The sequence below is a fragment of the Cryobacterium algoricola genome (assembly GCF_004402485.1).
GTDB classification, from domain to species: Bacteria; Actinomycetota; Actinomycetes; order Actinomycetales; family Microbacteriaceae; genus Cryobacterium; species Cryobacterium algoricola.
The window spans coordinates 60555-79649 of sequence record NZ_SOFG01000024.1 but is presented as its reverse complement, the minus strand read 5'-3'; the positions used below and the strand labels follow the sequence as shown (position 1 = coordinate 79649).

The window sequence follows — 19095 nt, the reverse complement described above, 5'->3', positions numbered from 1 at the left end:
CCTGGGGCGGCGTCCTTCAGCTCCAGAACTCCATCAGCCGCCCCGCACGGATACTGCCCTGATTGAATCCGACCTGGGCGGCGGCCGGGCGCGACGAAGCATCCATCGCGTTGGCGCCGAACAGGTGGTCGGCGCTGCTCTCGGGGAAGATCGTTTCCACCCGGCTGCCGCCTGCGCGTAGCATGTCGACCTGGCTTGCGAGATGCAGGCCCCACTCCACGGGCGTCAGCGCCCTGCCGCCGAACGGTGACAACACCAGGACTCGCTCGTACCCGGCGGCCAGATCGGCGTTCTCGGCGTTGGAGCGGTAACCGCCGTCGATATACCGGCCGCCGTCGATACCGTAGGCGAAGCCACTGGCACAGCTCGCGGCCACAGCGTCCGCCAGATCGACCCCGCTGTGCCGGTCGAACACCACCGGTGCGCCGGTGTCGGCATTGACCGCGGTGATGAACACTCTCTGCGCGGGCCAGTGCTGGCTGGGCAGGCGCGCTGCGACGGTGGCACGCCACCGCGCCTGCGCCAACGGGTCGGATGTTGCGTCAAGGTCGAGCGCAATGGCACCCGTTTTGCGACGCATGTCGGCCGCATCCTCTGCGGCGGCGACGATTCGGCGGCGACGCTCCAGGTGATCGGTCACCGGACCACTCTGAGTGCGACGTCCGCCCGAGCCGGCCGGTACCGCGCTGCGCGGCGGCACGGCGACCAGAGCGGCAGCCAGCAAATCGGCCGGGCTCGCCCCCGTGAGCTGAGCCGCAGCGGTCGCTCCGGCCGAGGTCCCGATGATCAGATCTGCGTCGGTGACGTCCAGACCGGCGTCGTACAGGCCGGCGATGACCCCGATCAGCCACGCGTTTCCGGTTGATCCGCCGCCACCGAGGACCAGGGCCGTGCGGGAGGGGCGTGGGGAGACGCCATTCGGTGTCGTCGCAGTGTCGTGCAAACGGTGTTGATTCAAAGTCGTAGCTTTCTGAGAGTGCGTGAAGCGCTCCCCGCGACGGCTACGTCAGTCGCGCGATCGTGAACTCGAAGGAGCGCCCAGAGTGGACAGTGTGTGCATCGGACTCACCTCCTCAGATCGTGTCACGTTCATGAGAATGCTACCGATCTGGTGAATCAAGTTCAAAAGATTACGACACGTGATCGGCGACACGCGTCGCGCTGAGAGAGCACCCCGCGGCAGAATGGTTCGATGGAGCGCATGATCACGGCAGCGTGGCAGTCAGAAGAAGCCCTGCTCAGTCCGGATGTTCGCGGTGACGCCGATCGAGTCGGCGCATTGTTGGCGTCGGATTTCTATGAGATCGGGCAGTCAGGGCGGCGTTTCAATCGAGTCGAAATCCTGCGTTCCTTGCGAAACAACTCGGATCAAGATGGTGACGTTCGCGTGTCAGAGCGCGAGGCACGCCTGATTGCCGATTCGGTCGTTCTGCTGTCGTATCGGGTCGATTTCTTCGGACGCAGTAGCCGTCGCAGTGCGTTGTGGTCGATCACCGGTGGCGAGGCGCGTTGCCTGTTCCATCAAGGCACAGTGATTCCCGAGTGATGTCGTGTGGTGCGATGTCGTCGTCATCGCCCTCCACCTGTGCCTTCTCGTACTCCTTCTCTCAATAGTTTTCGTCGTTTGACCGACCCCAAGCCCTCATTGGGTCACCGGCGACCTCGGAATCCGTGGGGGCCGGCTGGGCCGCGGACTCAAAGAGATTCCGCAATCTGTTCAGTACGGGAATCGCGGACGCCAGTACGCCTTGTTCGTCGGGCGAGAGCCTGGCGATGGCCGCGGCCACGGTCGCCATGCTCGTGCGGTCGAACCGGAAGAGCATGTCCCTCGCGTGGGGTGTTGCGACGAGCATCGCCGAACGGAGGTCCCCGGTCGACGCACGCTCGACCAAACCAGCCGCTGTCATGGCTTTCACGAGGTTGCTGACGGTCGGACGAGCAATGCGGAGAGCGACCGCGGCGTCACGAGTGTTGAGCGGACCGGAGACGACGAGAACTCGCAGCAGTTCGATCTGTGCTTCAGGGATATCCGGCAGCTCTTCGGCAGCCCGGGTCGCCCGGGACATCTCCCGTCGCAACGGCCCGAGCAACCGGGTGAGTTCGATCGCGATCTCGCTCACGGCCAGCCTCCCGGATAAATATAGGTTTGCCACAAACATAGGTTTGTGACAATCTCAGTTTAACGTGCATTTCAGGACGCAACCGCTTCCGAATTCATCCCGAGAGAAGGCCTTGACCATGCTTGACGAAAAATACCGTGTTCTATTCGAACCGCTGAAAATTAAGAACCTGGAAATTAAGAACCGCTACGTGATGGAACCGATGGGCCCCGGCGGGTTCTGCGACGACCAGGGCGCCTACACGGAGCGTGCCGCGGACTACTACGTGGAGCGCGCCAAGGGTGGCGCCGGACTCATCATTACCGGTACCACCATGGTGGAGAACGAGGTCGAGGTCTGCTCTCTGCCGTCCCTCCCCTGCGCCACGTTGAACCCGAACCACTTCATCCAGAACGCCAAGCAGATGACCGAACGGGTGCACGCCTACGGCGCCAAATTCTTCTGCCAGCTGACCGGAGGATTCGGCCGCGTGTCGATCCCCTCCATCCTGGGCAAGACGGCCATTGCCCCCTCGCCCATCCCCCACCGCTGGATCGACGGCGTGGTCTGTCGCGAGATGACTGTCGAAGAAATCCACTACATCGTCCGGAAGTTCGGTGAGGCCGCCCTCGTCTGCAAGAGAGCCGGGTTCGACGGCGTCGAGATCCACGCCCTCCACGAGGGTTACCTGCTCGACCAGTTCGCGATCTCCTTCTTCAATCACCGCACCGACGAGTACGGCGGATCGTTGGAGAACCGCCTCCGATTCGCGACAGAGATCGTTCAGGAAATCAAAAAGACCTGCGGCGCGGACTACCCGGTCTCCCTGCGATTCGGACTCAAGTCGATGATCAAGGACTGGCGCCAGGGCGGGCTCCCCGGCGAGGAATTCGAAGAAAAGGGCCGCGACATCGACGAGGGCATCGAGACGGCCAAGGCCATGGAGGCCGCCGGCTACGACTGCCTCAACGCGGATGTCGGCACTTACGATTCCTGGTACTGGACCCACCCGCCGATGTACCAGGCCAAGGGCCTCTACCTGCCGTACAACGAGGTCCTCAAGCGCCACGTCGACATCCCGGTGATCACCGCCGGACGCATGGAAGATCCCGACCTCGCCTCCGACGCCATCCGGAACAGGCAGACCGACTTCATCGGCATGGCCCGCCCGCTGCTCGCCGACCCCGACATCCCCAACAAGATCCGCGCCGGCAAGTACAACACGGTCCGCCCGTGCCTGTCCTGCCAGGAGGCCTGCATGGGCCGGCTGCAGCACTTCACGTCGATCTCCTGCGCCGTGAACCCGGTCGCCGGTCGCGAGAAGACCTATGCCCTGGAACCCGCGATCACCAAGAAGAAGATCATGGTCGTCGGCGGCGGAGTCGCCGGATGCGAGGCGGCACGCAACCTTCATCTGCGCGGGCACGTCGTCGACGTCTTCGAGAAGTCCGATCACCTCGGCGGCAACCTCATCCCCGGCGGAGCGCCTGACTTCAAGGAAGACGACCTCGCTCTGGCACGGTGGTACACCAACGAACTGGTGACCATGGACGTCCCGGTGCATTACAACACCACGGTGACCCGGGAACAGGTTGAGGCCGGCGATTACGACTGTGTCATCATCGCCACGGGCTCAACGCCCAAGCGCATGACGCTCGAGGGCTCCGACCGGGTCTTCACGGCGGAAGACGTCCTGCTCCTGAAGGAGGACGTCGGCGACTCCGCCGTGATCATCGGTGGTGGCCTCGTCGGTTGCGAGCTGGCCTTGTGGTTGGAGGGCCTGGGCAAGAAGGTCACTCTGGTTGAATACCAGCCGGACATCCTGCAGCTCGGCGGTCCGCTCTGCACCGCGAACTCAGACATGATCCGGGACCTCATCGCGTTCAAGAACGTCGACCTGGTCGTGAACAGCATGGTGACGGGCGCCCGCGATGGCGGCTTCGTCGTCAAGGACCGTGAAACCAACCAGGAGACGGTCCTGATGGCGGATTCGGCAGTTGTGGCCGTCGGCTACGTCTCGGAGCGCTCACTGTACGAGGAGCTGCGCTTCTCCGGTCCCGAATTGCACCTGATCGGAGATGCCGGCGAGGTGTCCAGCATCATGTACGCGATCTGGAATGCCTACGAGGTCACAAAGAACATTTGATCGTCGATAAAATCGCGTGATGACCACTCCGGCGCGCGGCACGATGACCGAGGACTATCTGAGGGTCATTTGGAAGGCGCGGGAGTGGTCTGGCGGCGGTATCACGACGAATGAGATTGCCGCCGAGCTGGGTGTCGTTGCTTCGTCCGTTTCCGGAAACCTGAGCAAGTTGGCGCGTGACGGGTATCTCGACTACGAGCCGTATGGTCCGATTCGGCTCAGCGCTCTCGGCGAGACCGTGGCGGTGCGGATGGTGCGCCGGCATCGGATCATCGAAACCTACCTCGTCGAGGTGCACGGCTATTCCTGGGATGAGGTGCATGCCGAAGCGGAAGTGCTCGAGCACGCGATCTCAGATCGTTTGCTCGAACTCTGGGACGACATGCTCGGCAATCCGATGCAGGATCCGCATGGCGATCCCATCCCGCGGCGGAACGGCACGGTCGCACCCACCGACGGACGCCGATTGCACGAGCTCGGTGTCGGCGAGTCGACAACCGTGCTGCGGGTCTCGGACCATGATCCGGAGCTGCTTCGTTTCCTGGCCGACCTGGGGGTCGTAGTGGGAACCGCCCTGCGGGTGCAGGCGAAGCACGACTTCGCCGGTATGATGACGGTGATCAGGAGTGCACCAGGCGCCGGTGACCGGTCGATCGAGCTCGCGACCTTGGCCGCGAATTCGATCTGGGTAGGCCTGGACTAGCGGCCCGCGAGCTCCAGTTCCCGCTGCCGCTCCCGATCCGGGACACTGCGCCTGAAGGGTGCCGCGACGGTCGGCAGGATGTCGCGGCGGTGGATCACGAGCAACACCACCGCGATGGCGATGTGCATCACGCTCAGGACGTAGCGCCCGGTCGTCTCGGTCACGGCGAACTGGACTGCGAACAGTGCGACGAGAGCGATGGCCGACCAGCGGTGGAAGCGCAGGCCGATGATGATCGCCACTCCCAGCACGGTCTGGCTGGCGGTGAGGACGAATTCTTCGATCTGGCGGGGGTCGAGTGCGAGGTCGGATCCGCCGCCGCCGAAGAAGTGCGCGAGGGGCAGCGAACCGACGAGCAGCGTCCACTGGTTGATCTTCGAGGCGATCAGGGTGCCGATCGCCGCCGCGCCCATCCCACGCAGAGCGAAGAGCACCGCGATGATGAATTCCGGGGCTTCGGAGGCGAGGGGCGCGAGCCACTGGACGAGGAAGTAGCTGTCGATTCCGAGCGAGCTGCCCGAGTCCACCAGCGAGGTGGCGAACGGCTCGGCGGCGGCGAGGATGATCGCGGCGGAGCCGACGAACATGCTGACGAACGTGATGCGGCGGCGGGTCTGGGGCATGCCGGCGATGTGCGCGGCCATACCGACGAATTCCTGGCCGCCCTCGTCGGGAACCCGGCTCGCGCGCCACAGGTAGGCGACGAAGATGAGAATGAGGACGATGCCGACGGCCATGGCGATCTGGCCCATGATCGGGATGGCGAATGCGAGGACCGCGACGATCGCCAGCACGCCGATGTCCAGGCGGGTGCTTCCCGGGAGCTGCAGCACGCGGGGCAGCTCCGTGCCCTGCGCGCCACCGGCCCGTGCCCGACGACGGGCGGCCCAGAGGGTGACGAGTACCACAAGCGGCCAGCCGAAGCCGAGCAGCAGCCGGTTCGAGCCGGTCATGTTCGCAGCCGCGAATTGCTCGTAGCTCGCGTCCGAGCCGGAGCGGAAGGCGTAGTACAGGTCGACGGCGTATTCGGGGAGCACCGCGATCAGGGCGAGGATTGCGATCGCGAGTGCCCCGGAGATATCCTTCTGGGCCGCCTCCGCCGCCCAGGCGAGCATGAAGGATGCCGCGACGACGGCGGCGCCGAAGATCACGAGGTCGATCACCGGGTGAGGGGCGAAGCCGGTGCTTCGGAAGATGATCGCCGGTGTGGCGATCGCGAGCAGGAGGATGATCCTGCGCAGCAGAGGGGCGGGCATGGCTGTCCTTCGGTCGTGACGCGACCGGGAATGTCACGAGACTCCGGCCGCAGAATGGGCCGAAGGTCTCGCTCGCCCGCCAGAGCCGGGTGGCACGCCGGGCGAGTCATCGTGACCGCCAGTATGTCGACGTACCGCTACGCCCGCTCAGATCAGTGCGGACTGTGGGAACTACTCCCCTTCGATGACCCCAGTAAACCAGACGAAGACACGACATTCCCTACCTGACCGAGTATTCGGCGCGGCGAATTTCAAGTTAGGGACAGGCCAGAAATGCGTCTGGGGGCGCCTGTACCGTGACACTGCGACTCAGCACTCAGGTGTAGCCGCGGGTGCCGAATTGGAGTTTGTCGCCGGGATGAATGGTGGACATCCCCACCTTGCCGCCGACGAGGGTCTCGACTTGCTCGGGGTAGACACCGAAGCGAGTGGCGATCGCGCTCGCGGCGTCCCCGCTGACGACGGTATAGGTGATCGTGCCCGAACTGTCCGTCGTCGTCGTGCCTTCAGCGCCCTCAAACGGTCCTTGATCGCGCGGCGTCGGATATTTCGACAGGTGCGAGGTCGCCGTCGGCGAGGGCGTGCTCGTCGGCGAGGCGAGCGCGCTGCCGTCGGCGCTTGTCGGGGTACCAGCGCACCCAGCGAGCGCAACCGCGAAGGTGACGGCCAGGGCGGCGGTCACACTGAGTCGGCGTGGATCACGGGTCATGATGTCAGTCCTTGAGGTGTTCAGGCATGATCGGACATTGTTTGGAGATGCCGTCGCCGAGCGCGCCGGCTGCGCCCTTCAGGACCGGTGTCCACACGGCCGCGCTTCCGCCCTCGACATGGTTGCTGTCGATGAAGTCCTTCAGGGTGGGCGGCGGATCGACGGTGATGTGCGCGAACGCGAGGCAGGGAATCAGCACCGTCGTTTGGTACAGGTAGAGATAGGTGAGTTGCGAGTCGTTCGACGGTACCGAGTATTTCGGGTCGAGCGGAAAACGTGTGGTGCAGATGTAGCTGGCGATCGCGTTTGCCTGTTCCCGTCCCGGTGGCACGTAGCCCGCGACGGCATCGGAGAGGGTGGCGTAGGACGGGAATCCTTCGGCCGTCATACAGGCCGAGATCACCGGTGCGGCTTCGTTGAGGCGCAGGAAGCGTTCGCGCGTTACCGTGGGGACGTCGACTCCGGGGTACGTCGACACGAGGTCGGCGCGCAGCGTCGCCTGGGCCTTCTCGGCCAGCGTCTGGCGGTCGGTGTCGCTGAGCGCCGGGGGTGTGGGAGCCGGGATCGGAGTGGCCACGGGTGCGGATGCGGGTGCTGCGGCGCATCCGCTCAGCACCAGGAGCACGAAGGCGATGACGAGGACCTTCCTAGGATGCCCGTACCGGCCGCGGAGCCTGAACTGTCAGTGGTTCTTTCACGAGAGGGGTGCTCCTGTTCAGTGGTAGAGGCGGAAGGTGCCGAGGACGGTGGTGCCGTCACTGGAGTAGAGCGGCAGGGGTTTGCCGTCGGGGTAGCTGGCCCGGAATGTGATCACCCAGTCGTACCAGGACGCCGCGCTCAGCCCGGTGGGCACGGTCAGTTCCGTCATCAGCACGTATCCCTGCACCGGTTGGCCCTGGTCGTCGTCGCCGACGGCGAAGAGCAGGTCGGGCGTGTTCGTCGCACCGTCAGCAGGAGTGCCGAAGGTCTGGCCCCGGTCGTTGTTGGGATAGTCGGCGGGGCCACGATTCGCGTAGCTGGAGTCGACCGTGTACCTCCCACCCGGGGTCGCCGTGATCGACAGCACCCGCGGCACCGACGCGTCCAGGAGCGGGAATTCGGCCGTCTGCGCCATGCTCCCCCCGCTTGCACCGTGCTTCATGGTGATCTCGGCACCGACCACGCCCGGCACCGTGAGCGAGTAGCTGCCCTCGGTCAGGGTGGTGAACGTGACCCGCAGGTGGGTCGCCGGGAAGTCGGGCACCGTGAGCGCGATCGTGGTCGGCCCGGAGCTCGACTGCCCTGAATTGAGCACACCCGTCGCAACGGCCGTTCCCGCGACCGTGCCGAGGCCCAACAGCGTGACGAGAATCGCGACCAGTCCGCCGCGGCCGAGCCCGAATCGCTTGCGGGGTCTGCGCCCGATGCGGGTGAGCACCTCGGCTTTCATCTCGGCGACGAACGCGTCGAGCTCTGCGCCGACGGGCGGTTCCTCCGGGTGCGGGTGACGGATGCCGGGTTCACTGGTCATGATTGCCCACCGCCGTCCTGAGTCGGGTTCGCGCTCGCTCGAGCCGTTTGCTGACCGCTCCCACGCTCGCACCCACGAGGGCGGCCGCCTCCGCATAGGAGCGACCTTCAATCAGGCACAGCTCGCAGATCCGGCGATCCAGATCATCGAGCGCCTCGATCTCGGCAAGGACCCACTTCACCCTCCGGGCCGCGAGGGCGTGGTCTTCGTTCGCCGCGACATCCGCCAGCCCCTCGGGGAGCGCCTCGGTGCGGTGGGTCGCCTTCTTGCGGCGCAGGTTCAGGGCGTGGTTGCGGCAGGTGACCAGCAGCCAGGGCAGCGCCGAGGACTCCGCGATCGTCACCGAACCGGCCTTGGCCCACGCCGTCACGAAGGTGTCCTGCACGATCTCCTGAACGTCCATCCGGTCGGAGACGAGTGCCCAGGCGTAGCGAGTCACCGCCCGCGAATGCCGGTCGAACAGCAGCCCGAACGCTCGGCGGTCCCCTGTGACCGACCGGCGCAACAGCACCCCGTCGGACTCCCCCACAGTCTCCATAACCACCCCCTTGACTATTGAATGTCATCCGCGGGCGATTCATGACAAATTGCCCCTGATCGGGGTCAAAATAGCGGATGCCTCGCTCCGGCCTGGACGCCGTGTCGGCGGTTCGTGCGACGCTGCCGCTATGAAGATCGTGCTGATACCCCCGCTACTGTGTTCGCCACTCGCCTTTGCTCCGGTGATCGACACGGTCTGGCGGCATGGCCAGGTCACCCTGGCGGACACCCGGCACGACGACACGATCGCCGCGATGGCCGAACGGATTCTCCAGGAGAACGTCGGCGAGATGGCTGTGCTCGGCACGAGCATGGGTGGCTATGTCGCCCTCGAAGTGTTCCGGCAGGCGCCCGAGCGGGTCGCCGGGCTCGCTCTCGTGAGCACCTCCGCGCGGGCCGACAGCGAGCAGCAGGTGCAGTCGCGTGAACGGCAATCCGCGCTGGTCGAGAACGGACAGTTCGGTGCTCTCGTCGACGCCGCCTTTGCCGGCGTCGTCGCGGCGGGCCATGAGTCCGACCCGGTTCTCCTGGCCGCCTGGCGGGCCATGACCACGACCGTCGGCGCGGCGGCCTTCCTCCGCCAGCAGCGTGCAGTCATCCAACGAGCCGATCTGCGTTCGCTTCTGCCGTCGATCGAGTGTCCGACCGCGATCATCCATGGGGCAGCGGACCGTCTCATCCCCATTGACGCCGCCGAAGAAATGGCCGCCGCGCTGCCGGGGGCCGCATTCACCGTCGTCGAAGACGCCGGCCATTTCCTCATCCAGGAGCAGCCGGACGCAGCACGCGCCGCCATCGACGACTGGCTCAGTGCTCTCCGGTAGGGTGCGCGGTGAGATACGTCTCGAGGTTCATCGGGGCCAGACCGGTGATCTGCTCGATGCTGTCGCTGACCGGGGTCATGACACCGCTCGCGATCGCGGTGTAGGTGCTGACCCAGGCATCCACCTGCCAGTCGGGGGCCCCGTAACGGGCGCGGGACCGGTAGGCCTCCTCCACGGTCTCGTCATGAAACGTGACGTTCTGGCCGCGGATACGGCTGATGGTGGCCGCGACCTCGGCCAGGGTGAGCGCCTCCGGGCCGGTGATGTCGTAGGTGCGTGCGGCGTGCGGGGCCGGGTCGACCAGCACCGCCGTTGCGGTGCGGGCGACGTCCGCACGGGCGACGAACGACGCGCGGCCGTTACCGGCCGGACCCCGGATGGCGCCGTCGTCGCCGACCAGGGCCTCCATGAAGTCCAGGTAGAGACCGTCGCGCAGGAAGGTCCACTTCATGCCGGAGGCCTTGATGTATTCCTCGGTCGCGTAGTGGTCACGGGCGAGCGTGAAGGTCGCGTCCGGTGCAGCGGCGGCAAATGACGTGTAGACGACGTGCCCGACACCGGCGGCGGCCGCCGCGTCGATGAAGGAACGGTGCTCGTCGACCCGCTTCGCGCTCTCCGACGCGGAGACCATGAACAGCACGTCGACACCGTCAAGTGCGGCACTGGCGGCGGCCCGATCAGAGTAGCTGAACTGGTGCACGGTGCTGTCCGGCAACTGGGGCGCTTTCGCCGGGGTGCGCACCAGCAGGCGCTGGGTGCACCCCCGGTCGGCGAGGTCCCGGGCAACCAGGCCGCCGACGACGCCGGTTGCGCCGGTGGTGGCGAAGAGAAGTTCAGAGGTCATGATTCGATCCTTTCGAGGGTGGTGCGGCGGCGACGAAGTGTCACGCCGGATGCCGGGACGGTCACGGGATTTGGCCAGCCGACCATGGCAGTTCAGTCATCTCGTGAAGAGGATCTTCCAGATCCACACGACAGCAAGTAGCGAGGAAAGACTGAAGCCGATACCCAGTCGAAGCCAGATCGGTCGAAGCCACGGAGTCACTGCCAAGGCGGCGAACATGACGAGGCCTGCGAGGAGTGACGCGGCGAGGCCGTGAAACGCGCTTGACGATTCAAATCCGCCCGGGTCGCCAAGACATCGGTCGATGCCGCAGCGGTCAAACCGCGCCAAGGATGCCAGCAGGTACCCCGGCACAAAGGCGAGAGGCACTGACCAAAGCAGGTGCAGGCTGCGCCTGTCGACATGGCGAGTACTCACCTCAGCCTTTGAAAGCGAACCTGGTCCCGTGGCCGTAGATGCAGTACGGCTGACGTCGTTGACCATGCGATTGAGTTTAGGTGCGCACGAGCTGCTTGCCCGGACGACGATGGACTACCCCGCTCGGCTCATTCCGGGCGCCGGCGGCAGATCCGATCGACACGTGGGTCGGGCTCGCGTGGCGCTAGTCAGGGGCCCAGGGCGTGTGCTCATGGGTGATCCAGACGTGTTCAGGATGCAGCGAGCGGATCAGGAGCTGGCCTTCGGTCTCCGGGTTGTCCAGTTCGCCGAACCAGACCGCGGTGTCTCCGGCGATGATCGTCGGACGCTCACCCGTGTCGACGACAACGATCTGTGATCCGCGGGTGTGGCCCGGCGCCGGAAGGAGGCGAATCCCGGGAAGCACGTCAAACTCTCCATCGACGGGCACATACTGCACGCCGGGCGGGTCCACCCATTCTCGGATGGTGTAGTCGTCCTCCGTGCGGGCATCGTCAAGTTCCAGACGCTGGACGTAGATCGGAGTATCGGGGAAGAGGTGGTTGCCGCCGCAGTGGTCAAAGTGAAGGTGAGTGTTGATGACGATGTCGACGCTCTCGAGGTCGAATGCCTGCTCTTTGAGAGAGTGCGGGCGCGGGTCGAGATCGGCGGCTGCGGGGTGGATGTCTGTGAAACCGGTGTCGACGAGCACTCGCGCATCGGGATGTTCGATGAGGTGCACGTAGACCGGCATTGCGTAGCCTTCCGCGGTCAGGTCACCGACATGGATGGGCGTGATCGTGATCGGGACGTTCATGATGCGTCTCCTTTGCGGGTTGCCAGCAGGATTCCAACGTTCACAGCACACAACGTACCCCGAGGCTACGGTCGGCTCCGGGACTCGGGTAGCAGCGCTCTGACGTGCCCGCACCACGCGTCAGGGAGAGACACCGGCAATCAGGGTCATGACGGCGTCGATGACGCTCGTCATCGATCGTGACTCTTCGTCGATGGCCCATTCGTCGAGAGCGACCTGGAAGACGAGAATGCCGAGCTCCGCGACGACGGTGGCACGGAGGGGCGACTCACCGCGCTCGATGAAGGCGGTGCGAGCGGCGCGAACGAGGTCATCGCGTTTGCGCGCATCCCGATCGCGGAGGGAATCGTTCGCGTGGATGATTGCGCGTACCGCGGCCGTCTGCTTCCGATACCCCTCGAATTGCTCGGTCGCAACTCGGTGCAGCACGAGCCGGATGACGCCCATGGGCTCCAGCTCTTCAGGAGCCTCGGCGATCAGGTGGGCGGCTCGTTCCGGGATCTCGTCACCGCCGAAGATCACCTCTCGCTTGTCTGCGAAATAGCGAAAGAACGTTCTCGTCGTCAGACCCGCCCGCGCCGTGATCTGGGGAACGGTCGTCGCCGAGTAGCCCTGCTCGGAGAACAACTCGAGGGCTGCTCCTTGGAGCCGGCCGCGTGCGTCTGGTGCCCATCGCATGACACGAGTCTACGTGATGACACGACGTGTAATGAGTTATAGGATGACACGAAATGTCATCGATTGAAGAGGGGTCCCCCAATGAAGACACCGACGAACGAAGCGCTCTGGCTCCTCGATGTCCGAGGAGGTTTTGAGGTTCGAACGTCCACCCACCCGACACCGGGTCCGGGTCAGGTCGTCGTGCGAGTCCGCGCGGTAGCGGTGAACCCCGTCGACGCGATCACCGGGCCATTTCGTCGCCTCGTTACTCCGTGGATGCGATATCCGACCGTCATCGGCAGCGACGTGGCCGGCGAGATCGCCGCCGTCGGTGAGGGAATGACACGATTCGAGGTGGGAGACCGGGTAGTGGGGTTCGCGGCCGGACAAGAGCGGCTGCGGAACAATTCCGAAGAGGGTGGCTTCCAGCACTACGTCACGGTGCTCGAGAGGGTGTGTGCCGAACTGCCCGACCGCGTGACCTTCGAGCAGGCGGCGGTTCTGCCACTCGGCGTTTCGACCGCGGCCGCGGGGTTGTACGAGAAAGACCAACTCGCCCTGCCGCTCCCGACCTCGTCGCCGTCGCCTCGCGGCGAAGTGGTTCTCGTGTGGGGCGCCTCGACAAGCGTCGGCAGCAACGCCGTGCAGCTCGCCCGAGCCAGTGGCTACACGGTGATCGCCACAGCCGGTCGTCAAAACCATGACTTCGTGCGTTCTCTGGGAGCGGAGGCCGTCTTCGATTACCGCGACCACGAGGTGGATCAGCAGATCGTGGAGGCGATAGGGCACCGCCACCTGGCCGGCAGCATTGCGATCGGAGCCGGGGCACTCACCCACGCCCTGCGCATCGCGGGCCGCACTTCCGGCACGAAACGCATAGCGTCCGCCTACCCCGACCCGCTCACACGCGTGCGGTCGTTCCTCGCACGCGCGCGCGGCATCCGCGTGACGAGCATCTGGGGCGGCACCCCCGTGCAGTCCCCGGTCGGACCGGCCATCTTCCGGGACTTCCTTCCGGTTGCGCTCAGCACCGGACAATTCCGGCCGGCACCCGATCCGAGAGTCTTCGGGATCGGACTGGACCAGGTGCCCGGGGCTCTGGCGGCCCTGCGCGCGGGCGTCTCTGCGACCAAGCTCGTCGTCACCGTCACCCCTGAGGAGATCCACCCGTGAGTATTCGACGGACATTTCTCGTGTTCGGCGCAACCGGGCAGACCGGCAGGCATTTCATCTCGCTGGCGCTGAACGACGGACACCAGGTCAGGGTCCTCGCCCGAGACCCCGCAAAGCTCGACAGCACCATCCCGAACCTCGAGATCCACCAGGGATCGATCACCGATCCCCCTGACCTCGACCGGCTCGTCCACGGCACCGACTTCGTGGTGTCGTTGCTGGGCGATGCGCAGCTCCAGAAGACGCAGAAGATCAACACCACCTTCGTGCGCAATCTGGTGCCGGCAATGCGACGCCACGGAGTCAGCCGCTTTCTCTACCAGGCGGGCGGACTCAGCGCTCCTCCGAACCGGAGACTGTCGCCGGCACTGTGGGCGATCAGAAACACGATCGCGCGCGGACACATCGGCCAGCACGAAGACAACGAAGCAGTCATGCGCTATCTGACGGACGAGGGCATGGACATCGAATGGATGGTGCACCGGGCCGGAATCGGCTCGGACGGTCCGTCGAAAGGTGTCCTGGAGCGGTCCAGCCGCAGGGTGAGTATCGCCACCTTCCGAGACTGCGCAGCCCACAACTACCGGCTCCTCTCGGATCCGACCGCCGTTCACACCTGCGACCTCAGCAGCTACCGAAAATAGATCGGCAGCAGGACGTTGGATGCGCTCGCTCGAGTCAGCCGAAATGTCCGGAGAACTTGTACGCGCTGCTCGCTCCAACGTCAATCGTGAAGGTGTACTGCGGTAGCCCCGGCGGGAGGGTCATCTGATAGTCGCCTGGTCCTGAGCACTCGCCGCCCATGAACACGCTCGGATCATCGGCCAGAGTGAGCGAGCCTGTGCCGCTGGAGCATTCAAAATGGGCGAAGAACACCACGTGTGCAGCACCGGGAGACGGGTTCGGCACGATGATCGACCTCGGGCCGGTTCCAGACTCCGAGACCCGGGTTGAGACCCCGGGAAGCTGAGTGGCGCCCGGTGAGCTGGCGGTCTCAGGCAGATCGGTGACCGCGCCGCTCGGCGACGTCGGTGCACACGCGGCGAGGGAACCGCTGAACAGGAGCGCGGCAACCAGGATCAGGGCGCGTTTTCTTCTGAAGCTCATGGAGTCGTCACTTTCGTCGGCGCTGTCGTTGTGGGTAAGCCGGGTGATTCGGCCAGGCGAGCCTTGAGCTGCGCTTTCGCCCGCTGATAGCGCCCACGAGCCGTGGATTCTCGGATGCCGGTGAGGCGCGCGGCGTCGATGATGCTGAATCCGTCCCAATGGACGAGGCGGATCAGCTCACGCTGGTTTCGCGGGAGGTCCTCAAGGGCACGGCGGACATCGAGGACCTCGGCGGATGCGTCTGGTTGCGGCGTTTCGATCAGGCGGGTCCGGAGTTCATCGGTGAGCGCGGTGCGTCGGCGCTGACCGCGCGTCCAATTCGCCAGGACGCGGCGGGCCGTAGCGAACATCCACATCCGCGCGCCCTGGTCATCCGTCGGAACTTTGTCCAGTCTCCGCCAGGCAACCATCAGGGTTTCCGCGAGAAGGTCGGCCGCATCGGCCGGCGGAGTGACCCTGCGCGCGAAATAGCGGAGGAGGTCGCCGGCCAACTGCTCGTGCAAGTCTTCGAGACGGCGTTCGGCTGAACCCTCCGAGGCGACGTCGGGCGGCCGGCTCACTGGTCGGGCCTTGGGTCGCAGCGTTCTGACGCGGACAGCGCAACTCCGTGACCCAAATGCCCGGCCTGCGTCATAGCTTGGGCGATCTGCTCGGTGACCTCTCGGGTCAGACTGCCCGCCTCGGTCTGGCCCTGTCGCGCCAGTGCGACCCGGTCGAATGCGGACACCTGACCGAGAGTGACCTCGAGCGTCGACCAGTCATGGCCCTGCAGAAAGGCGCGTGCGTCGGCGACGTGGGCATCCGTGTTCTCGTCCCCGGTTGCGGAGTCCGGTTCCACCCGCATCACGATGACACACCCGGTCAGACCGGTACCGTCCGAAATAGGGAACGCCCGATCCAACACGACGTCAGGAGCCCACGGGGCCCACTCGATAATCCCCGGAAGCGCGGAAGCTCCGGTGCCAGCGAGCAACACAACGCCAACGCCGATACCCCCGATGACGAAACGACGATGGCGCCGTCGCCGAGCTGCGTGGTCGAGCGCAGCGACCGACCGCACCAGACGCTGGAGGGACGGCGCTACTAGTGATACTTCGGCCTCTGAGAATGGATCCGCCTGCTCCAAGGCCGCACTGAGATCGACGTCGTCCACCTCTCCACCTCTCCCCTCCCCCGAGCTCGGCACCCGAATTCTGTCTTCATTCACTACATGTCTGTTCGAAGGCGCTTCTTAACTCGGGACGATGAAGATTCTTCCCCCAGACACCGCCGTGCACCCAGGCGTGACGTTGGCTACGGTCGTGGTCGCTTCAGATCCTGACTCGCCTTGACAGTCTCGTAGACGAGGCAGCCGGGCGACAAGGCGATGAACGCAGCTCCCACAAAGAAGGAGCTTGCGAACAGGATCCACATGACGCCGACCACCGCGAAGGCGACAATCACAAAGACAGGGCCAAACTTACCTTCCGTTGTACCCATGCGAATGCGCATCCCATAAATGCTCTTGGCTCCGGGTGACGCCGCCGTCGACGGACTAGCGACTTCTGCTGGCAAGACCCTAGCCCCGATTACGTGGACGCGGGAACGACCGTCCACGCTCACGGACGACGACATCCTGTCGAACACGCACCCACATCTCGCTCGGCTATTCCTGGGTTGAAATTTCGGTCTGGATCTCATAGGGGATTCCTGATGCTGACAAGCGGGTGCGCGCGTGGGAGGCTGTCTCGCATGGGGACTGTCAGCGAAAGAGAAGCAACCTTCTGCAATCCCGGAGCGGTCGCCGTGACGATGGTACTCGGGGTAGTCCTCGGCCTGATCTCGTCGGTAGTTCTGGCCGTCGGAGCACATGCGCTGCATATCATCGCCAACCCCGGCGTAGCTTCGTCCAGCCTCGTACTCGAACTCATTTTCGCGACGGTCGGTGGCTTGTTGTTCAGCCTGGCCGCCCTCGTTGGTGCCGCTGTGGCGCTGGGCCTGACCGACCATCGTTTGCGGTATTCCCGCTTCGTCCAAGGAGGCATCGCCGGCATCGGTGCGGGCCTCGCGGGGCTCGGGATGTTCGCCTTCATCGGCCAAACGGCGACTCTTTATCCTGTTGGAGTGGCTGGCCTCCTCGCATTCGTCATGGTTTCCGCCTTCGGGTTGATGTCCGCCCGAGCCAACACGCACACCTCGACGACTCCACCGCCTCGACGGTTGCGCGTGAGGGGCATCACCCTCTAGCCATCAAGCGAGCACCTCCTCGACGGCGCCGGCTTCTCGAAGAGAGGAAGATTGATGTCGTGAAGATTCTCTCGATTCAGTCGGCCGTCGCATATGGCCACGTTGGCAACTCCGCAGCTGTGTTCCCCCTCCAGCGCATCGGGGTCGAAGTGCTGCCGGTCAACACGGTGAACTTCTCCAACCACACGGGATATGGCGCGTGGCGCGGATCCCTCATCGCACCCGACGATGTGCACGATGTCATCCTCGGTATCGAAGAACGTGGTGTGCTCTCCCAGATCGACGTCGTGCTCTCGGGATACCAGGGCGGCACCGGGATCGGCGACGTCATCGTGGATGCCGTGCAGCGGGTGAAGGCGGCGAACCCCTCGGCCATCTACGCGTGCGACCCCGTGATGGGTAACGCGAAGTCCGGGTGCTTCGTGGCGCCCGAGATCCCCCACCTGCTTCGGGATCGCGTCGTCCCGGTGGCCGACATCATCACTCCGAACCAGTTCGAGCTGGGATTCCTCACCGGAACCGAGCCCTCGACCCTGGACTCCACACTCGCATCCGTCGACATTGCCCGGGCGATGGGACCGGGCACCGTGCTCGTGACCAGCGTGGAACGCCCCGACCGCGAACCCGGCACCATCGAGATGCTCGCAGTGGATGCTGCCGGCGCGTGGATCGTGCAGACTCCCCATCTGCCTTTCAAAGCGAACGGATCGGGTGACGTCACCGCGGCGCTCTTCTCGGCGCACTACCGCGCGACGGGTGATGCCGCGGTGGCGTTGGAACGGACCGTGTCCAGCGTCTTCGATCTCCTCGAGCTGACCTACCAGTCAGGTGAGCGAGAACTGCAGCTCGTGCAGGCGCAAGAATCCTATGCACACCCGCGCATGCAGTTCACCGCCCGGCGCGTGCGATAACCGCTGTCACACTCCCGATGGTCCCACGCCCACTTGACCGGCTGGCGTGGGTACCTGCATCCGGAGCTGCGTCGCCACGAACGGACCTTCTGGAACGCCGCCCGGAGGGGGCTTGTCTGGGCGGTCTGGCACTACCCGGTGATGTTCATTCTGCTTCAGGCGACGCCGAAATGGGCTCGATGGTTGCCCGGGGTGGTGTTGAGGCGGCGTCGGAACGTTCGGTTCATGGTCTCCGGAGCTCCGAACCCGCATGTTCGCGCGATCTCCTCAACCGCCATCAGCGTTGTTTCGAGGAGGTGGCATGCTGCCTCCATCCGCACCGCCTCCACATGTTCGGCCGGCGTGATGCCGACCTCGGACCTGAACACGCGGCTGAACTGGCGCACGGATAGGTGGGCGCGAGCTGCCATCGCCGGAATGGACAGGTCGGCGGTCAAGTTGTCGGGGACCCAGGCCAGAACATCGCGAATCGGCTCCTCGTTCGCGGACTGCGCTGCCAACAGCGCCGAGAACTGCCCCTGGCCTCCCGAGCGGCGGAGATAGACAACGAGGCGCCGCGCGACGGTCGCGGCCGCCGCGCGCCCATGGTCGTCGGCCACCAATGCCAGGGCCAGGTCGATTCCGGCGGTGACGCCGGCTGAGGTCCAGATGTTGCCGTCCTGCACATAGATGGCGTCGGGTTCGACGGAGACCGTCGGGTAGGCACGCCCGAGCATGTCGCACTCGGCCCAGTGGGTGGTCGCCCGCCGGTCGTCCAGGAGCCCGGCGGCCGCGAGCAGGAACGCGCCGGAGCACACGGATGTGACCCGTCGGGATTGTGAAGCCAGTCGCCGGATGCCGGATACCAGCCTCGGATCGCGTGCGGCCGCATCCATGTCGCTGCCGCCTGCGACCACAAGTGTGTCGATGGCTCCGGCCACGTCGCTGATCAGTTCCGTCGCGAACTCCATGCCGCTCGTCGATCGCACCGGCCCACCAGCGGCACTCACCAACTGCGTGACGTACGGCCGGATCGGAAGGAAGCGCGACGCGGTGGAAAACACCTCAAGCGGCCCCGTCACGTCGAGGATCTGCACGGACGGGAAACCAACGATCACGATCCGTGGTTCGCTCATTGCCTTCCCTCCATGGCCGAGATCGTCAAGAGCGTGTCCTAGGTGCGTCGGCACGGGAA

The 19095-nt window shown here is 65.2% G+C and carries 24 protein-coding genes; 8 read left to right on the top strand and 16 right to left on the bottom strand.

Features of this window, described 5'->3' with window-relative positions:
* Positions 1–16: 16 nt before the first annotated feature.
* The gene (locus E3O44_RS17410; protein ID WP_420897939.1) at positions 17–958 is read right to left on the bottom strand and encodes a patatin-like phospholipase family protein; all 942 of its coding nucleotides are present in this window, start codon (positions 956–958) and stop codon (positions 17–19) included.
* 234 nt (positions 959–1192) lie between these two features.
* Between E3O44_RS17410 and E3O44_RS17405 the strand changes: the two genes are divergently transcribed.
* A complete protein-coding gene (locus tag E3O44_RS17405; protein WP_134536163.1) occupies positions 1193–1546 on the top strand; it encodes a nuclear transport factor 2 family protein in 354 nt (117 codons plus the stop codon).
* Between the two features lie 61 nt (positions 1547–1607).
* On the opposite strand, the gene E3O44_RS17400 is transcribed toward E3O44_RS17405, so the two are convergent.
* On the bottom strand, positions 1608–2120 hold the full coding sequence (locus E3O44_RS17400; protein WP_198415998.1) for a MarR family winged helix-turn-helix transcriptional regulator: 513 nt from the start codon (positions 2118–2120) through the stop codon (positions 1608–1610).
* Positions 2121–2238: 118 nt separating this feature from the next.
* Between E3O44_RS17400 and E3O44_RS17395 the strand changes: the two genes are divergently transcribed.
* Both E3O44_RS17395 and E3O44_RS17390 read left to right on the top strand, forming a co-directional pair.
* A complete protein-coding gene (locus tag E3O44_RS17395) occupies positions 2239–4245 on the top strand; it encodes an oxidoreductase (protein WP_134536159.1) in 2007 nt (668 codons plus the stop codon).
* A gap of 19 nt (positions 4246–4264) precedes the next feature.
* A complete protein-coding gene (locus E3O44_RS17390; protein ID WP_134536158.1) occupies positions 4265–4948 on the top strand; it encodes a metal-dependent transcriptional regulator in 684 nt (227 codons plus the stop codon).
* Here the strand turns inward: E3O44_RS17390 and E3O44_RS17385 are convergent.
* The 5 genes from E3O44_RS17385 to E3O44_RS17365 all read right to left on the bottom strand — a co-directional run bounded on the left by E3O44_RS17385 (position 4945) and on the right by E3O44_RS17365 (position 8961).
* Positions 4945–6204 (bottom strand): sodium:proton exchanger, encoded by a 1260-nt coding sequence (locus E3O44_RS17385; RefSeq protein WP_134536156.1) that lies wholly within the window; start codon positions 6202–6204, stop codon positions 4945–4947. The two genes, E3O44_RS17390 and E3O44_RS17385, sit on opposite strands and share 4 nt — an antisense overlap.
* A 316-nt stretch (positions 6205–6520) precedes the next feature.
* Complete coding sequence (locus tag E3O44_RS17380) at positions 6521–6913, bottom strand: LysM peptidoglycan-binding domain-containing protein (RefSeq protein WP_134536154.1); 393 nt, start codon at positions 6911–6913, stop codon at positions 6521–6523.
* A gap of 4 nt (positions 6914–6917) precedes the next feature.
* A complete protein-coding gene (locus E3O44_RS17375; protein WP_166792706.1) occupies positions 6918–7538 on the bottom strand; it encodes a hypothetical protein in 621 nt (206 codons plus the stop codon).
* Between the two features lie 90 nt (positions 7539–7628).
* A complete protein-coding gene (locus E3O44_RS17370) occupies positions 7629–8423 on the bottom strand; it encodes a hypothetical protein (RefSeq protein WP_134536151.1) in 795 nt (264 codons plus the stop codon).
* Positions 8413–8961 (bottom strand): RNA polymerase sigma factor, encoded by a 549-nt coding sequence (locus E3O44_RS17365; RefSeq protein ID WP_134536149.1) that lies wholly within the window; start codon positions 8959–8961, stop codon positions 8413–8415. The genes E3O44_RS17370 and E3O44_RS17365 overlap by 11 nt, the downstream gene beginning before the upstream one ends.
* A gap of 130 nt (positions 8962–9091) precedes the next feature.
* Between E3O44_RS17365 and E3O44_RS17360 the strand changes: the two genes are divergently transcribed.
* On the top strand, positions 9092–9787 hold the full coding sequence (locus tag E3O44_RS17360) for an alpha/beta fold hydrolase (RefSeq protein WP_134536147.1): 696 nt from the start codon (positions 9092–9094) through the stop codon (positions 9785–9787).
* Here the strand turns inward: E3O44_RS17360 and E3O44_RS17355 are convergent.
* The 4 genes from E3O44_RS17355 to E3O44_RS17340 form a co-directional block, all read right to left on the bottom strand.
* A complete protein-coding gene (locus tag E3O44_RS17355) occupies positions 9771–10631 on the bottom strand; it encodes an SDR family oxidoreductase (protein WP_134536145.1) in 861 nt (286 codons plus the stop codon). The two genes, E3O44_RS17360 and E3O44_RS17355, sit on opposite strands and share 17 nt — an antisense overlap.
* 96 nt (positions 10632–10727) lie before the next feature.
* Positions 10728–11114 (bottom strand): hypothetical protein, encoded by a 387-nt coding sequence (locus E3O44_RS17350; RefSeq protein WP_134536143.1) that lies wholly within the window; start codon positions 11112–11114, stop codon positions 10728–10730.
* A 118-nt stretch (positions 11115–11232) separates the two neighbouring features.
* Positions 11233–11844: an MBL fold metallo-hydrolase gene (locus E3O44_RS17345; RefSeq protein ID WP_134536142.1), complete on the bottom strand. Its 612-nt coding sequence runs from the start codon at positions 11842–11844 to the stop codon at positions 11233–11235.
* Between the two features lie 120 nt (positions 11845–11964).
* Entirely contained in the window at positions 11965–12522 is a 558-nt protein-coding gene (locus tag E3O44_RS17340; protein ID WP_134536140.1) for a TetR family transcriptional regulator, read from the bottom strand.
* A gap of 81 nt (positions 12523–12603) precedes the next feature.
* On the opposite strand from E3O44_RS17340, the gene E3O44_RS17335 reads away from it, so the two are divergent.
* Both E3O44_RS17335 and E3O44_RS17330 read left to right on the top strand, forming a co-directional pair.
* The gene (locus tag E3O44_RS17335; protein ID WP_134536139.1) at positions 12604–13677 is read left to right on the top strand and encodes a zinc-binding alcohol dehydrogenase family protein; all 1074 of its coding nucleotides are present in this window, start codon (positions 12604–12606) and stop codon (positions 13675–13677) included.
* A complete protein-coding gene (locus E3O44_RS17330; protein WP_134536137.1) occupies positions 13674–14321 on the top strand; it encodes an NAD(P)-dependent oxidoreductase in 648 nt (215 codons plus the stop codon). The genes E3O44_RS17335 and E3O44_RS17330 overlap by 4 nt, the downstream gene beginning before the upstream one ends.
* Before the next feature lie 34 nt (positions 14322–14355).
* Here E3O44_RS17330 and E3O44_RS17325 read toward each other — a convergent pair whose 3' ends face one another.
* The 4 genes from E3O44_RS17325 to E3O44_RS17310 all read right to left on the bottom strand — a co-directional run bounded on the left by E3O44_RS17325 (position 14356) and on the right by E3O44_RS17310 (position 16275).
* Complete coding sequence (locus tag E3O44_RS17325) at positions 14356–14784, bottom strand: hypothetical protein (protein ID WP_134536135.1); 429 nt, start codon at positions 14782–14784, stop codon at positions 14356–14358.
* On the bottom strand, positions 14781–15344 hold the full coding sequence (locus E3O44_RS17320) for an RNA polymerase sigma factor (protein ID WP_241976409.1): 564 nt from the start codon (positions 15342–15344) through the stop codon (positions 14781–14783). The genes E3O44_RS17325 and E3O44_RS17320 overlap by 4 nt, the downstream gene beginning before the upstream one ends.
* Entirely contained in the window at positions 15341–15937 is a 597-nt protein-coding gene (locus E3O44_RS17315) for a hypothetical protein (protein ID WP_134536133.1), read from the bottom strand. The genes E3O44_RS17320 and E3O44_RS17315 overlap by 4 nt, the downstream gene beginning before the upstream one ends.
* Positions 15938–16077: 140 nt before the next feature.
* A complete protein-coding gene (locus E3O44_RS17310; RefSeq protein WP_134536131.1) occupies positions 16078–16275 on the bottom strand; it encodes a hypothetical protein in 198 nt (65 codons plus the stop codon).
* A gap of 240 nt (positions 16276–16515) precedes the next feature.
* Here E3O44_RS17310 and E3O44_RS17305 point away from each other — a divergent pair, with 240 nt between their 5' ends.
* Both E3O44_RS17305 and pdxY read left to right on the top strand, forming a co-directional pair.
* Entirely contained in the window at positions 16516–17010 is a 495-nt protein-coding gene (locus E3O44_RS17305; protein ID WP_134536129.1) for a hypothetical protein, read from the top strand.
* 59 nt (positions 17011–17069) lie between these two features.
* Entirely contained in the window at positions 17070–17921 is an 852-nt protein-coding gene (pdxY, locus tag E3O44_RS17300) for a pyridoxal kinase PdxY (RefSeq protein ID WP_134536127.1), read from the top strand.
* Between the two features lie 155 nt (positions 17922–18076).
* Here the strand turns inward: pdxY and E3O44_RS17295 are convergent, their stop codons facing one another.
* On the bottom strand, positions 18077–19036 hold the full coding sequence (locus tag E3O44_RS17295; protein ID WP_134536125.1) for a GlxA family transcriptional regulator: 960 nt from the start codon (positions 19034–19036) through the stop codon (positions 18077–18079).
* Positions 19037–19095: the final 59 nt, after the last annotated feature.

Excerpts from the sequence above, each read along its gene's own strand:
- E3O44_RS17405 (WP_134536163.1), top strand. The coding sequence starts at position 1,193 with ATGGAGCGCATGATCACGGCAGCGTGGCAGTCAGAAGAAGCCCTGCTC.
- E3O44_RS17395 (WP_134536159.1), top strand. The coding sequence starts at position 2,239 with ATGCTTGACGAAAAATACCGTGTTCTATTCGAACCGCTGAAAATTAAG.
- E3O44_RS17390 (WP_134536158.1), top strand. The coding sequence starts at position 4,265 with ATGACCACTCCGGCGCGCGGCACGATGACCGAGGACTATCTGAGGGTC.
- E3O44_RS17385 (WP_134536156.1), bottom strand. The coding sequence starts at position 6,204 with ATGCCCGCCCCTCTGCTGCGCAGGATCATCCTCCTGCTCGCGATCGCC.
- E3O44_RS17380 (WP_134536154.1), bottom strand. The coding sequence starts at position 6,913 with ATGACCCGTGATCCACGCCGACTCAGTGTGACCGCCGCCCTGGCCGTC.
- E3O44_RS17370 (WP_134536151.1), bottom strand. The coding sequence starts at position 8,423 with ATGACCAGTGAACCCGGCATCCGTCACCCGCACCCGGAGGAACCGCCC.
- E3O44_RS17365 (WP_134536149.1), bottom strand. The coding sequence starts at position 8,961 with ATGGAGACTGTGGGGGAGTCCGACGGGGTGCTGTTGCGCCGGTCGGTC.
- E3O44_RS17360 (WP_134536147.1), top strand. The coding sequence starts at position 9,092 with ATGAAGATCGTGCTGATACCCCCGCTACTGTGTTCGCCACTCGCCTTT.
- E3O44_RS17355 (WP_134536145.1), bottom strand. The coding sequence starts at position 10,631 with ATGACCTCTGAACTTCTCTTCGCCACCACCGGCGCAACCGGCGTCGTC.
- E3O44_RS17350 (WP_134536143.1), bottom strand. The coding sequence starts at position 11,114 with ATGGTCAACGACGTCAGCCGTACTGCATCTACGGCCACGGGACCAGGT.
- E3O44_RS17345 (WP_134536142.1), bottom strand. The coding sequence starts at position 11,844 with ATGAACGTCCCGATCACGATCACGCCCATCCATGTCGGTGACCTGACC.
- E3O44_RS17340 (WP_134536140.1), bottom strand. The coding sequence starts at position 12,522 with ATGCGATGGGCACCAGACGCACGCGGCCGGCTCCAAGGAGCAGCCCTC.
- E3O44_RS17335 (WP_134536139.1), top strand. The coding sequence starts at position 12,604 with ATGAAGACACCGACGAACGAAGCGCTCTGGCTCCTCGATGTCCGAGGA.
- E3O44_RS17325 (WP_134536135.1), bottom strand. The coding sequence starts at position 14,784 with ATGAGCTTCAGAAGAAAACGCGCCCTGATCCTGGTTGCCGCGCTCCTG.
- E3O44_RS17310 (WP_134536131.1), bottom strand. The coding sequence starts at position 16,275 with ATGCGCATTCGCATGGGTACAACGGAAGGTAAGTTTGGCCCTGTCTTT.
- E3O44_RS17305 (WP_134536129.1), top strand. The coding sequence starts at position 16,516 with ATGGGGACTGTCAGCGAAAGAGAAGCAACCTTCTGCAATCCCGGAGCG.
- E3O44_RS17295 (WP_134536125.1), bottom strand. The coding sequence starts at position 19,036 with ATGAGCGAACCACGGATCGTGATCGTTGGTTTCCCGTCCGTGCAGATC.